The sequence below is a fragment of the Chryseomicrobium aureum genome (assembly GCF_016909155.1).
Lineage (GTDB): Bacteria > Bacillota > Bacilli > Bacillales_A > Planococcaceae > Chryseomicrobium > Chryseomicrobium aureum.
In genome coordinates this window covers 19,097-32,396 of the sequence record NZ_JAFBFG010000024.1, presented here as the reverse complement: position 1 = coordinate 32,396, position 13,300 = coordinate 19,097, and the positions used below count along the sequence as shown (strand labels likewise).

Below are 13,300 nucleotides of genomic sequence, written 5' to 3'. Positions count from 1 at the left end.
GTCCTTATTTTTGTACACAAAAAGCGCGCACCGCAGAATTTTCTGCGGTGCGCGCTTTTTCAATTAGAGTCTAGGTTTTGTCCCAGCCTCTTTTTAATGTGAAGCGCGCATGGTCAGTTCCATAGACCGCAATCGCTTTTCTAGATCATAAATGGGAGTACTGATCATCAGTTCTTTTACTTGTGTTTTTTGTATAAACGCCTGTAGTTGCTCACGAACCGTATTTTCTGACCCGACAATTCGTGCGCTCACTGTGCGCTCTACCATCATCTGTTCCGAACTCGACCAGTCAAGCTCTTCTACTGCAATCGGTGGACGCATTTTATGTTTATGGCCACGCACGATACTCAAAAACTGTTGGATTAAAGTTGTACTCAGTTTTTCTGCTTCCTCATCTGTCTCTGCAGCGACAACATTGACTGCTGCCATCGCATAGGGCTCTTTCAAATACTTCGACGGTTGGAAGTTTTGATGATAAAGCTGCAATGCATGCATCAATTGATCTGGAGCAAAATGACTAGCAAAAGCAAAAGGAAGTCCAAGTTGAGCCGCTAAGCGTGCACTGTATGTGCTTGATCCTAATAGCCAGACTGGAACATTTGCTCCTGCGCCGGGTACTGCCATGACGGCAGGAATTCTAGCTTCATCAACTGGCTCTAAATAATGCAACAATTCACTGACTAGTTCCGGGAAATCATCCGCGCCTTGATGGTCACGGCGAAGTGCTCGAGCCGTCATCATATCTGTTCCCGGAGCGCGTCCTAGTCCAAGATCAATCCGACCAGGATACATGGCATCTAAAGTACCGAATTGTTCAGCTATGATATACGGAGCGTGATTTGGCAACATAATGCCTCCTGCTCCAATACGAATGGTAGAGGAATGGCCGGCCAAATAGCCGATTAAAACGGAGGTTGCTGAACTCGCAACTCCTTGCATGTTATGATGTTCTGCTACCCAGTACCGGGTATAGCCTAATTTTTCAGCTTGCTGGACAAGCTGTTTACTTTGTAAAAAGCTCTCTGCTGGCGTTTCGCCTTGTCGAACCGAGGCTAAGTCTAGGAATGATAATTTTGTCACTGCTTTCACGACCTTTCCTTATCTAGTCTAGCCCCATTTTTAAAAACTTCAAAATAAAATGCTTACACTATTATCCGTTCCACTGGCTCATACCGCCACGCACATTCGTAACGTTTGTGAATCCAGCTTGTTTTAATACTTGGCAAGCACGAGAACTGCGCATGCCAGATTGACAGATGACTACAGTTTCTTTTTCTTTATCTAACTTTGCCAATTGGTTTGGCAATGTATTTAGTGGCATATTTTTAAACTGTGGGATATGACGTCCCTTATATTCTGCTGGTGTTCGAACATCTATGAACTGTTTCGAGTTATCATTCAAGGCCGCTTTTAAATCGGTCGTATTGATGGATGCCGTTCCTTTCGCACCCATCATTCGCCATGCGATAAAACCAACTACACCAGCAATCACTATCCATTCCATCTTCTAATTCCCCTATCTACTTTTAATTACTAAATTCATTGCATCGTGAACTTATTTTTTTGTTCACGTAGGTAAGCCCCGTAGCCACCCGCCATATGTTTCACATCTTCATAACCAAGTGATTTCAATACACTGGATGCAATCGCTGAGCGCGCGCCTCCTTGGCAATACACAAGGACTGTCTTGTCTTTTGGAATGTCCGTGTCACGAATTTTCCCGAGGAAATGATGGTTGGCTTGATTTAAATGTCCATCTCCCCACTCCACATCGTTGCGAACATCTACTACATACGTTGACTCTTTTTCCGCTTCCTCTAAAAATTCTTCAACGGACAGCGTCTCATAGGCATCATGTTGGTTCCATTCTGCTACAACATCTACCGGAGCATAACCAATGATACGGTCAAAATGAATAGAATGCATCGATTCAATAATCGCTTCCTTATCATAAGGTTCACCAATGATTACTAAATCTTCATCATAGTTCGCTAGCCATCCTGTCCAGTTTGTAAACGATTTATTGTAAGGAATAGTAATAGAGCCTGGAATAAGTGTTTTTTCAGCTAATGTCGCCGGGCGCGTGTCAATGACTAGTGTGTTGTTATTCTTAAGTGCCTTCTTCACGTCTTCTGCCGAAAGATCAGGCACACGATCTGTATGTTTTAATACTGTCGGACCTACTTTATTTACCTTTTTCATTTCTGCAAAATAAACAGGCGCCTCTGGTTGATCTTTTAATAGTTCATCTACGAAAGCTTGTTCATCGTCAATTTGCATTGCCCAGTTGAATTGTTTTTCATACCCAACTGTAGAGGATGGAACGGCCCCAAGAGATTTTCCACAAGCAGAACCTGCTCCATGTGCTGGCCAAACCATTAAATAGTCGGGTAGCTCTTTAAATCGTTGTATAGAACGAAACATGTCGCGTGCTCCACTATCTGCAGTGCCTTCTGCGCCAGCTGCTTTTTCTAATAGATCTGGTCGACCAACGTCTCCAACGAATACGAAGTCACCTGAAAAAATTCCCATAGGTTTCGTAGCTCCGCCACCACGGTCAGTAAGGATAAATGAAATGCTCTCTGGGGTATGACCTGGCGTGTGCATCACTTCAAAGTCGATATTTCCAATGGAGAACCTGCTTCCATCTCTCACGAATTCCACATCAAGACCTTCTGTGTACCCGTACTTCCAGTTTTCATCACCTTCGTCCGAAAGATAGAGTTTCACTCCATGGTCTACCGCTAGTTGTCTCGACCCAGAAACAAAGTCTGCGTGAATATGTGTTTCAGTAGCTGCTGTAAGTGTAAGCCCTTCTTTTTTTGCAACTTGAACGATTTCATCAATAGAACGAGATGGATCAATTACGATCGCTTCACCCGTGCGTTGGCAACCAACTAGATACGTGTATTGTGCGAGCTTATCATCAAAGAAAGAACGAAATAGCATAATCATTTCCCTCCGCTTAATTAGATTTTTGTTTGTATGGAAAATATACCATAGGGGGTATAAATGTTCAAGTAGTTTGTTTATAATTAGTTTTTCACTAAATCTCTCCCTTTAAACTTCAGTTGACGCTTTTCTGTCTTTGTTGTAAAATCAACTCTTGTGACTTCGTGGTTCGAGATCCTCCCACGCAAAAAAACTAAGGAGTTTTGACAAATGAAAATGAAAACACTTACGGTCAATGCAATTATTGCTGCACTATATGTAGCTGTATCATTGGCGGTCCCTGTACTTGCTTATGGGGCGATTCAATTCCGTTTGGCGGAGATGTTCAATCATTTGATTATCTTTGACAAGCGCTATTTCTTTGGTATTGTAGCTGGTGTATTTATCACGAACATCTTTTCACCTAATGGGATTTATGATGTTTTGTTCGGAGTAGGACATTCCGTGATTTCTCTACTAATCGTTTTAGCTGTAATTCCGTTAGTAAAAAAAGATTCGCATAAAATGATAATTAATACACTCGTTTTTACATTTACAATGTTTATAATTGCTTATCAGCTTGTGTTAGTTCTTGGACTGCCATTCTTCTTGACTTGGTTAACAGTTGCTGGCGGCGAATTAGCAGTGCTTTTACTTGGTATTCCAATTTTCATTGCACTGAACAAACGTTTAAACTTTTCACGACTTCTCGACTAACGTGTACACACTGTGTGCACGTTTTTTTTTATACTTGTTTGGGTATCTTTGATAAGAAAGAACTATACATAGAGACTAGGAAAGAGGACTGAGAAAATGGGGAGATTTAAAAGGTGGTCGAAACGAAAAAAAGTTCTATTTATTGTAGTGATAGCTTTGATTGTAATCTATGCTGGAATGATTTTATGGCACACATTCAAGCCATTGCCTGAAGGTATTTCGTATGCAGGTGACTTACAGCCTATTTCTTCAATAGATATGCTCACGGATTTAACATACGCAGTGAATGAAAATAGTGAAGAGCGACAAACAGAAAATGAAATTTTCTCGAGCATTTATCAAATGATTGAAGAAGCTGAAGAATTCGTTGTCGTAGATTTCTTTTTAGTCGATGGTTTTTATGAAGAAGACGAGGGGTTTCCCCCTATTGCAGATGAATTATCCGAAACTCTTGCAACAAAGAAATTAGAAAATCCAGAGATGCCAGTGATTTTTATAACGGATCCTTTAAATCAAGGATACGGTTCCTATGAAAACAAGTGGTTCAAAAAAATGCGCGATGCTGGAGTTGAAATCGTCTATACCGATTTAGACCCTTTACGAGATTCAACACCGATTTATTCAGGAATTTATCGAACGTTTTTCCAGTGGTTTGATTTTGGAGGAGAAGGTTGGATTCCAAATGCCATGGCGAGTGAAGCCCCAAAAATGACGGTTGCTTCGTACTTAACATTATTAAATGTCAAAGCTAATCACAGGAAATTAGTCATTACTGAAAAAGAGGGCTTAGTTTCTTCAGCAAACCCGCACGATGCGAGTGGACTGCACGGCAATATTGCACTAAAGTTCACCAGTTCTCCTCTTCTCAACGACATGCTTGAAGCAGAAGAAGCGGTTTCTTTGATGTCCGGTGGTCCGAAGCTTCCCCGCGTCCAAGAAGTTGAGGAGGAAGCTGAGTACGAAGGTCAATTATTGACAGAGAAGAAGATTTTAGATGCGCTTCTAACAGATATCGCCGCTACAGAAGAAGGTGATTCTATTGATTTGATGATGTTTTTCATCGCAAAAAGAGATATCGTCAATGCACTAATCGATGCAGCCAATCGTGGGGTTGAAGTGCGCTTGATTTTAGATCCGAATGAAAATTCTTTTGGGCGTCAAAAATCCGGTCTCCCTAATCGACCTGTTGTTCAGGAAATGGTAGAAGATACCGAGGGCAAGCTAGAAGTACGCTGGTACAATACGGTGGTCGGTCAATATCATACAAAAGCCATTCATATTCAAACAGACCGTTCGGTGATTTCAAGTGGGGCAGCCAATTATACGGAGCGGACTTTGGATAATTATAATTTGGAGGCGAACTTACGAGTGGTTGCTGACAGTGATAGTGAGTTGGCAGAAGAATTCTCTAGTTATTTTGAGCGTCTGTGGACGAATGAAGATGCTGCATTTACCGTGGATGTGGAAGAGTACCAGGATAGCTTTACATGGTGGCAGCGTTGGATTTATAGTTTTCAGAAGCTGATTAAAGTGACTACGTATTAGTTTTAGATGTGGAGCCGACTGGTCAGAAATTGTGCGAGAAGACAGCGTGGACTGTGAAGCGCTCTTGGCTTCATAGGCCGTGATGGCTTCTTGCGGGATTTCTAGGAGGCGCAACTCGATTTCGTTCAAAGTCGAAATTAAAAAGGTGAAAGGCACCTTATTACTGTCTAAAGCTACTGCACTAAATACTCGACACAAAATCTTTTTATGAAACTGAAGTTGAGTGCAGAGGAGGGGCTGACTCCGGAGGGATTAAAAGCGGAACGTGAGACCCCGGAGGCGTGAACTTGCGCTGAGGAGGCTCACGACGCGCCCTCGGAAAGCAGCCCCGCAACGGAACTCAACGTTTAAACAGCAAGCCTCATTCAGATGGCTTGCTGCTTTTTCAATAGGGATTCTTTTGATAATAAAAATTTGGAGATTTCGTAGTATTGTCGTAAGATTTATGGAATACATGGGTAGCCGCAGGTGACATCGGCGGAATTAACCAACTCCACATACCCGTTACATCTCGTCCATTTTTCATTTCTTGCTGTTCAAACTGCTTAAACTGCACAGCTGCCGTGTGATGATCCACGATACTCACACCTTGCTGTTTAAAAGAATGGAGAACCGCCAAATTCAACTCCACTAATGCACGGTCTTTCCATAGACTAGAAGCTGACTTTTGGTTCAAATCGAATAACTCTGCGACACGTGGCAACTCATTGTAACGATCTTCATCCGCTAGATTGCGTGCGCCGATTTCCGTTCCCATATACCATCCATTAAACGGTGCAGCCGGGAAGGTAATCCCTCCAATTTCAAGCTTCATCGAGGAAATGATGGGTACAGCATACCACTTTAATTTTAAGGAAGAAAATTCTGGATGTTCCGGGTGAGTAATGGGTACCTCTAGTACAACATCAGACGGAATTTCAAAAAGTTGTGGAGATTTATTACCTACTTGTACGATGAGAGGCAATAAATCAAAGCTCGTTCCCGCACCTTGCCAACCCAGCTGCTCACAGACTTTGGTGTACTCTAGAGAATCTGGATCTCCAATTATTTCTCCTTCTCGCTCGTAACCGGCATAGCGAAGCAATTGATGATTCCAGATGCGAACATTTGGATGGAAAATAGAAATCGTCGGTTTAATTTTCCCATCATTTGTAGCAAACGCAATGTGGTATATAAGAGCGTCGAAGATTTCTTGTTCTGACTCAATGGTGCGGTGATCATGAACGTGCATCGTCTGCCAAAACAAGCGACCTATGCATTTATTGCTATTACGCCATGCCAACTTCGACCCATATTCTAGCTCTTCGCGTGTCAACGTATACGTTCCAGTAGTGTATATCTCTGTTTCTATTTCATTTCTACGCGCTTCAAAAAAGTCCGGTGACTTTTCAAGCTCTTGGCAATATATTTGTAAAAACTCTAATGCTTTGTCTAGCATACGGGCGTCCCTCCACTCTTTTTTAATAGTAAACGTAGAGAGAATAGAAATGCAAAAAATCGACTTGTTGGACTTATGAAAGTATGACAAGTTTATGGCGTAAAAAAAGAAGCTCTAGGTGAGCTCCTCTGAATAAAAGTAAATCTGATTTCGTCCCTTTTGTTTCGCTTCATATAAAATGCGATCAATTGTGGCATACGTTGTCTCAAAATGAGTTTTTACTTGCTCGGTTGTCTCTATACCGCCACCACTTATTGTAAGAACCTGTTGTTTCCCGTTATATTCATACGTGATTCCAAGTCGCTTTATCTCCTGTTGAATGGACACGATCAACTTATTTGGGAGTTGCTCATCTCCACATGACGCAACAATCAAAAATTCTTCCCCACCCATTCTCGTAACAATTCCATCATTAGTTAACTGAACAACAACAGTCTCAAGGGCAGAAGCTACTTGTTGTAACACATGGTCACCCGCAACATGTCCTTGGCTATCATTGTAGTGCTTAAAATAATCAATATCTAAAAGCAAGAAGACATATGAACCTGGTCGCATTGTGGCTAAATACTGGATCAAGCCCCGCCGATTATACACTTTTGTCAGCTCATCTTTATATGTCGTTTCTTTCAATTGAGAATTTGATTGTTTTAATTGCTCAGCAATTTGTCGTTGATGATCAATTTCATACGTCAATTGCTCATTGAGTGTGGCCATCTGCGAGAGATCTGTTGAGTGTTTTACTTCAATGCGGAGTAATTCAAGTTTATTACGAACACTTGTCGATTCGATTGCCTGTTCTGTCTGATGAAAAAGTTTGTAATAGGCAAGTGCGGATTCAAAATCTTCATTCTTCTCATGAAACGAAGATAACTTTTCATAAATCTTTCTTAGTAAGTGGAACGCATCTAATGATAGTGCTAATTCTTTGGCTTCTATCAAAAGTTCCGTATAACTAAATGAAAAGTCTTGCACAAGCTCTGCCAAATATAACAAAATCTCAGTTTTATAGAGACGGTTGCCACCAGATTGAATATAAGAATAAGCCATACGCAAATGATTTTCAGCTTGTGTGAAATCACGTTTCCGTATATAGAGGGCACCTAATTTATTTTCTATATCTGCTAATGCGGATATGTCTGTTTGTTGCAGCAACAACTCTTTGCTCTGTTGATAGTAGGAGAACGCAACATCAAGAAGCTCCGATTGAAATGCCAACTGCCCAAGGTTTTCATAAATAATAGCTTGGAAATACAGTTCATCAGATTGGATGGCGAGTTCTAGCGCTTCTTTGTAATGTTTTTCGGATAGTTCAAACTCTCCTGTCTCTCGATACACTTCACCGATGTTATTATTTGCTCGGCATGCTACCTGAATCGCATTCACCTGATCTGCACTCGTTTTAGCTTGGTAAAAATAGCGCACCGCTTTTTCATAAAACCCATTGTAAAAATAAACAACGCCAATTAGATTCAAGGCTTTAGCAATTCCCTCGTCGTCATGCAACGTTCTGAAGTGCCTTTCAGATTTATAGGCATGATCCAGACATTTATCCATAACTGTCAAATACCGATTCCCGAGAGCAATCCAGAAATGGAGAGTCGCACGTTGGTCTACTCGTTCGCAAGATTCAAGCAACTGAAGCGCTTCATTTATTATCCGTTCTGGATGCTTAGTTATGTCTTGTTGCCATTGTTTAACGTATTCTTCCAACTTTGCTCCCCCCTTGCTCTTTATTTGATTGTATGGAATAGCCATCAAAAGGTAAATCAATTTTCCAAAAAAAAAATAAACCGCAAGTGTCTGCGGTTTATTTAAGGGAATACCCTCCATCAACGATAAGGTCTGTTCCATTAATATAACTGGCTTCATCTGAAGCTAAAAATAGTACGGGCGCTGCAATTTCATGTGGTTGGCCATACTTGCCTCTTGGGTGATGAGAGGAATTTTCATCAAATGCACGCTGGCTGCCATATGCTTTAACAGCAAGCTCGGTTTCAGTCGGGCCTGGTGAAATGCTGTTTACACGAATACCTTCCCCAGCATGACGAAGGGCAGCACTCTTAGTCATCGCAATGACTGCAGCCTTTGTTCCGCTGTAAGCAGGTAGCATCGGATTAATTTTGGCTCCACCTAAAATTGCCGCATTGTTAATGATGACACCTGACTTTTGTTTAGACATGACTTGCAGCGCGTGTTGCATGTAGAGGAAGATAGCGGTTTGATTGACTGCAATCAATTCATGCCACTTATCTAGTTTCACGCGAGACAGCGGACCGGTCGCAACGGAAAGCACTCCTGCGTTGTTAAATAAAATATCGATGCGGTCTTCATGTTCCAGCACTTTTTTGAAGAAGGCTTCGATTTGATCTGGCTCATGATTGTCTACTGCGATGAAATGCGCATGATCTGATTCGATTTGTGCAGCTTTTTCTTCACTCCGACCGCTAAAATAGACGACTGCTCCTTCTTTCACAAACTGTTTTACTACTTCTCCACCAATACCGGATGTACCGCCATTTACTACAACTACTTTGTCTGAAAACCTCATTGTCTTCTCTCCTCTCAAAATTAAGTACCGCAATAGGTTACAAAATCTTGTCCTGTTTCAGGTGGACCTTGATCAAAAGCAAGTTGTTCTTGTGAATACATATAGGGTTTTTCTAGGTGTTTTAACAAGGTCATCACGTTTTCCATCGAGCCAGTCTCCGCTTCATCGAGTGCTTGTTGGACTAAATGATTTCGCGGAATGAGGACGGGGTTGGAAGCTTCCATCAATTGTTGTTGTTCAGGTGTTCGTTCCCCTTGTTGCTGTTCGTACTGCTTTAGCCACGCTTGAACATCCGCATGTTTAAAGAATTCATCAGAATAATTCTGTAGTGTGAGTGCTACGAATGTTCTTGTGAAATCGGCTTTATGTTGCTGCATTAATTGCAAAAATTGGGATGCAAGTTTCAATGTTTGCTCTGTATTAGGAAGACCAATTTTTTTGGATAGGCCCTCGTTGTATGCCAGTTGGAAAAGTTCAGGAAAGCTATCTAATACTTCCTGTGCCACTTCGATTGCTTTCTCTTGTGTGTCCCCTAGCAGAGGCAGCAAACTTTCTGCGAATCGTGCAAGATTCCAGCCCGCAGTCCCAGGTTGATTTCCATATGCATAACGCCCTTGTTGATCAATCGAGCTAAAGACGGTCGCCGGGTCATACATATCGAGAAATGCGCATGGTCCGTAGTCAATTGTTTCACCACTTAGTGTCATATTGTCTGTATTCATCACGCCGTGCACAAAACCAACGAGCTGCCACTGTGCAATGAGAGTTGCCTGTCTTTTTATGATTTCTTGTAGTAGAGATTTGTATGGATGTTCATTTACCGGAATGGCAAGGTGTTCGATTGTGTAATCCGCTAAACTGCGCAAATCTTCTACACTTCCAAACTGGGCAGCATACTGAAACGTACCTACACGAATATGGCTTTTCGCGACTCGAGTCAATATAGCACCCGGTTTTACAGTTTCTCGCTGGATGCCTTCCCCTGAGTAGACGACTGCAAGACTGCGCGTTGTGGGAATTCTTAAGTGATACATTGCCTCACTGATGATATATTCCCGCAGCATCGGTCCTAGGGCTGCGCGTCCGTCTCCTCCTCGTGAAAACGGTGTTCTGCCTGAACCTTTAAGCTGAAGATCATAGGTCATGTGATCTTTTCCTTCTAGCTCACCTAGTAAAATCGCGCGCCCATCTCCTAACATCGTAAAGTTAGCAAATTGATGGCCGGCATAGGCCTGTGCGATTGGCTGGCTGTTCTCAAACGTCTCGTTGCCGGCTAGGAATTTGGTGTAGTCAGCCGGATTACCAGCAAAGCCTAATTGCTCCGCGACCGTTTCGTTCCAGATGATGAGTTGCGGATCTGCAACAGGTGTAGGAAGGATTTCTTTATAGAATGTTGCTGGAAGTGTTAGATAGCTTTGCGTGAACTGCATAAATGGTCTTCCTTTCGTGTTGAAACGTTGTACAAACAGTATACAGTTTAGGCACAAGAAATACGAATTATAAGTATGGTCATTCACCAGGCTAGTGACACTCTCCACCCAGACCGCCATCTCCTGGGGGACTTTCACCGAGCCTCCTTACATCGACTTCGTCTTGTAGCGGGGTCTCGGCAAAACTCCGATAGCCCGGGAAATGACGGCCTGGCTTCCGGGCTCTAGTATTCACTATCCATAAATACGTGAATAGCGTGTTTCTGGCGTTCTCAACTCGATTTCGATAGACTAAAAAGACAAGAGCTAAAGGAGGAGTTAGTAGTATGGAACTTGTAGTGTATTTAGCAGGACAGATTCATGACGATTGGCGTGATGAGGTAAAAGCAAAAGCACAAGAGAAGAGCCTCGCGATTACGTTTGTTTCTCCTCAGACTAATCATGATCGATCGGATGCAGTAGGGGAAGATATTTTCTTCCTCCTTCTATTTTTATCATTTATTACCATAAATATAACTTCTAAATAGATTGCTGTAAATATTTTTTAATATTTGAAATAATAATAATTATTGCTCTATTTTCATATCCTATTGTTTACTTGTAATATTTTCAATTGATATAATAATTCTAAAAGGAGTTTACAATGAGAGCTGGATATAGTGTACTACGAGAAATCGATAAGAAAAATTTTATCCCTGAAGGCAATGATTATGGACTATCTGAAAGGGAATTTGAAAACTTTATATTCTTTTTAGAGAATAAAGGATTTCTCGAAAGAGTTTTAAGAGTAAATGATTTCTTTTCAATAAAGCCCGCTCGATTAACATTAAAAGGTAAGGAATTACTTGAGGAGTTACATCATTACGAAGCGTCTTATCCTGCCGATAGAAGTGAGTTGAAGAAATGGGTAGAAATTGAAAAGAAAGCCTACTCTAATGGTGCGTTTGAAGATTATTGATTAGTATTATGAGGAAAATAAGTATTTTGGAAGGGGAGGTTCTAACAACCTCATTGTTTACAGAAAGTCATCATGTATTGTATAACGAAGCACTACAAAAACTTAGCACTTATCAACAGAGGAGCCATGAATACCAGACATTGATCTATGTCCTTACTGGGAATGACGAACTTGTCAAAAAAGCTCTTCCTTACCTAACAGATGATGGTTTCAGTTCGGACAGATGTTTTAAAGAACAAGATTTCTCAAGGGGAACGGCAAGTCTATTAAAGCTAGCAGTTCATCTATATAATGCGAATGAAGACTGTACACCACTTGAACTAGTAGAAAACCTTGATTCAGACTCTTTCCAACTGGCGATGAATGCTGTGTATCTTAGGAAATATGGAATAAAGTAAAAATCGTTTTCCAATAAATGGGTTGAGGTGAGCAAATTGGCAATACTCTTTGAACCAGAATATTTAAAGCAGGAAATAGAAGAGTTGTTAAAGTTTTGCGAAGAATATGACATAGAATGCTTTTTTGATGGTGAAGATTATGTAGAGCAAAATGAGGAGGACTCGGATAAAGAGGAAGAAGAGGAACCAATAGTATACAAATATGAAACTGCAACTTCCCTAATTTTGCCAAGAAGTGAGTATGAACTTGATTTCAATTATAGTCTTAGAGATATACTCATTTTGGTAGAACAAGCTAAGAATAGTAAGTTCATTGATAACTATAGATTAGTCGGCGAAAAAACAGCTCTAATTAGAGTCACATCAGATTATAGGGATCTCTCAGTTATCCCTGACAGAGATGTTAGTACTGAAATTAACCTTCGAGATAGTAATTATAAAATAGATATAATCCAAGGCTTAACGAGTTTTAATCTTCGATTAACTATGGAAGATATGTATAACAAATATGTTCCCCCAATAGATGAAAATGATATTTTTATCTCTATTAGCTCTGACACTCGCATTCACGAAAACGATTTAAATATAATTTTCGACTCTTATTTTTTTGAATTGAAATCAACATACAATATAGAAATCCATAAAGATCCTTGGACATATGAACTATGGGACGAGGAAGAAGAGCAAGGTCAAGCAGGAGACGAGTTGAAATTGAGACCTTTGATTCAAGGTAAAGGTATTGAAGAAGTATTAGAAATATATAGAACTGTATTCAACACCGACCATCCTGAACAACAAATTCTTGGTTTTAGTCGAGTAATAGAGTATGTATCTCAAACAGTCATCCGTAAAGACCTTATCGAAAAGACCGTAGTAAAGCTATCCACTACAAGAGCATTAAACCCAGATGCAAATTACATATTAGAATTAGGGAAAATATATGAAGAACATAAAAATCTTCGTAAAGACTATTTAGCTTTTAAAATTACAATTGAAACATGTTGCGATTTATATGATTTAGTTAGCATAGCTCCTAAATTTCTTAAAAAGACAAAAAGAATAACTATACAAAGTAGTGCTGAAGATCAAAAAAAAGCTCTCGAAGAGATAGCTAGTTCAATTTCCTCCACAAGAAATATGTATGCTCATGCAAAAACTAACTATGATTTAAAAGGCGACGAATGTCCAAGCGAACAAGCTTATGAATTTTCCCACTTGATGGATATAATTTCTCAACAAATAATTAGATGGTTCTCTAGACAACAAGAAGATTTAAGAATTATATAAAATTTATACCTTAAATATTTTCACTCAGAGTTTTTTAGTTTGGAAATT

The 13,300-nt window shown here is 40.5% G+C and carries 12 protein-coding genes, 1 pseudogene and 1 riboswitch; of the genes and pseudogenes, 6 read left to right on the top strand and 7 right to left on the bottom strand.

The features are described 5' to 3' along the window. Positions 1 to 93: 93 nt before the first annotated feature. The 3 genes from JOD03_RS13025 to JOD03_RS13015 form a co-directional block, all read right to left on the bottom strand. Positions 94 to 1,080 carry an LLM class flavin-dependent oxidoreductase gene (locus tag JOD03_RS13025; RefSeq protein ID WP_338032478.1) on the bottom strand — a complete coding sequence of 329 codons (987 nt, stop codon included), beginning with the start codon at positions 1,078 to 1,080 and terminating at the stop codon, positions 94 to 96. A 70-nt stretch (positions 1,081 to 1,150) separates the two neighbouring features. Next, positions 1,151 to 1,504 carry a rhodanese-like domain-containing protein gene (locus JOD03_RS13020; protein WP_204591788.1) on the bottom strand — a complete coding sequence of 118 codons (354 nt, stop codon included), beginning with the start codon at positions 1,502 to 1,504 and terminating at the stop codon, positions 1,151 to 1,153. Positions 1,505 to 1,539: 35 nt separating this feature from the next. Further along, positions 1,540 to 2,949, bottom strand: a complete 1,410-nt coding sequence (locus tag JOD03_RS13015; RefSeq protein ID WP_204591797.1) for an MBL fold metallo-hydrolase — start codon at positions 2,947 to 2,949, stop codon at positions 1,540 to 1,542. 161 nt (positions 2,950 to 3,110) lie between these two features. Then, positions 3,111 to 3,155, top strand: a riboswitch (PreQ1 riboswitch). A gap of 7 nt (positions 3,156 to 3,162) precedes the next feature. Here JOD03_RS13015 and JOD03_RS13010 point away from each other — a divergent pair. Then, positions 3,163 to 3,648 carry a QueT transporter family protein gene (locus JOD03_RS13010; RefSeq protein ID WP_204591786.1) on the top strand — a complete coding sequence of 162 codons (486 nt, stop codon included), beginning with the start codon at positions 3,163 to 3,165 and terminating at the stop codon, positions 3,646 to 3,648. Positions 3,649 to 3,744: 96 nt separating this feature from the next. Next, positions 3,745 to 5,193, top strand: coding sequence for a phospholipase D family protein (locus tag JOD03_RS13005; RefSeq protein ID WP_204591784.1), 1,449 nt, complete (start codon positions 3,745 to 3,747; stop codon positions 5,191 to 5,193). A 385-nt stretch (positions 5,194 to 5,578) separates the two neighbouring features. On the opposite strand, the gene JOD03_RS13000 is transcribed toward JOD03_RS13005, so the two are convergent. From JOD03_RS13000 to JOD03_RS12985, 4 genes are all read right to left on the bottom strand, one after another. Next, positions 5,579 to 6,631: a nitric oxide synthase oxygenase gene (locus JOD03_RS13000; RefSeq protein ID WP_204591782.1), complete on the bottom strand. Its 1,053-nt coding sequence runs from the start codon at positions 6,629 to 6,631 to the stop codon at positions 5,579 to 5,581. Between the two features lie 114 nt (positions 6,632 to 6,745). After that, positions 6,746 to 8,341, bottom strand: a complete 1,596-nt coding sequence (locus JOD03_RS12995; protein ID WP_204591780.1) for a tetratricopeptide repeat-containing diguanylate cyclase — start codon at positions 8,339 to 8,341, stop codon at positions 6,746 to 6,748. Positions 8,342 to 8,438: 97 nt separating this feature from the next. Further along, positions 8,439 to 9,179, bottom strand: a complete 741-nt coding sequence (locus tag JOD03_RS12990) for an SDR family NAD(P)-dependent oxidoreductase (protein WP_204591778.1) — start codon at positions 9,177 to 9,179, stop codon at positions 8,439 to 8,441. 20 nt (positions 9,180 to 9,199) lie between these two features. Further along, positions 9,200 to 10,609 (bottom strand): protein adenylyltransferase SelO, encoded by a 1,410-nt coding sequence (locus tag JOD03_RS12985; RefSeq protein ID WP_204591776.1) that lies wholly within the window; start codon positions 10,607 to 10,609, stop codon positions 9,200 to 9,202. Positions 10,610 to 10,935: 326 nt separating this feature from the next. Between JOD03_RS12985 and JOD03_RS12980 the strand changes: the two are divergent. The 4 genes and pseudogenes from JOD03_RS12980 to JOD03_RS12965 form a co-directional block, all read left to right on the top strand. Then, positions 10,936 to 11,082 (top strand): annotated as a pseudogene (locus tag JOD03_RS12980) (YtoQ family protein); the annotation flags it as partial. Between the two features lie 170 nt (positions 11,083 to 11,252). Continuing rightward, positions 11,253 to 11,567: a hypothetical protein gene (locus tag JOD03_RS12975; RefSeq protein WP_204591771.1), complete on the top strand. Its 315-nt coding sequence runs from the start codon at positions 11,253 to 11,255 to the stop codon at positions 11,565 to 11,567. 53 nt (positions 11,568 to 11,620) lie between these two features. Continuing rightward, positions 11,621 to 11,965, top strand: a complete 345-nt coding sequence (locus JOD03_RS12970) for a DUF6075 family protein (protein WP_204591769.1) — start codon at positions 11,621 to 11,623, stop codon at positions 11,963 to 11,965. Between the two features lie 36 nt (positions 11,966 to 12,001). Continuing rightward, positions 12,002 to 13,252 (top strand): hypothetical protein, encoded by a 1,251-nt coding sequence (locus JOD03_RS12965; RefSeq protein ID WP_204591767.1) that lies wholly within the window; start codon positions 12,002 to 12,004, stop codon positions 13,250 to 13,252. Positions 13,253 to 13,300 lie beyond the last annotated feature (48 nt).

What these genes read in the sequence shown, in the direction of transcription:
- JOD03_RS13020 (WP_204591788.1), bottom strand. Translation starts at nt 1,504, where the DNA reads ATGGAATGGATAGTGATTGCTGGTGTAGTTGGTTTTATCGCATGGCGA.
- JOD03_RS13015 (WP_204591797.1), bottom strand. Translation starts at nt 2,949, where the DNA reads ATGCTATTTCGTTCTTTCTTTGATGATAAGCTCGCACAATACACGTAT.
- JOD03_RS13010 (WP_204591786.1), top strand. Translation starts at nt 3,163, where the DNA reads ATGAAAATGAAAACACTTACGGTCAATGCAATTATTGCTGCACTATAT.
- JOD03_RS13005 (WP_204591784.1), top strand. Translation starts at nt 3,745, where the DNA reads ATGGGGAGATTTAAAAGGTGGTCGAAACGAAAAAAAGTTCTATTTATT.
- JOD03_RS13000 (WP_204591782.1), bottom strand. Translation starts at nt 6,631, where the DNA reads ATGCTAGACAAAGCATTAGAGTTTTTACAAATATATTGCCAAGAGCTT.
- JOD03_RS12990 (WP_204591778.1), bottom strand. Translation starts at nt 9,179, where the DNA reads ATGAGGTTTTCAGACAAAGTAGTTGTAGTAAATGGCGGTACATCCGGT.
- JOD03_RS12985 (WP_204591776.1), bottom strand. Translation starts at nt 10,609, where the DNA reads ATGCAGTTCACGCAAAGCTATCTAACACTTCCAGCAACATTCTATAAA.
- JOD03_RS12975 (WP_204591771.1), top strand. Translation starts at nt 11,253, where the DNA reads ATGAGAGCTGGATATAGTGTACTACGAGAAATCGATAAGAAAAATTTT.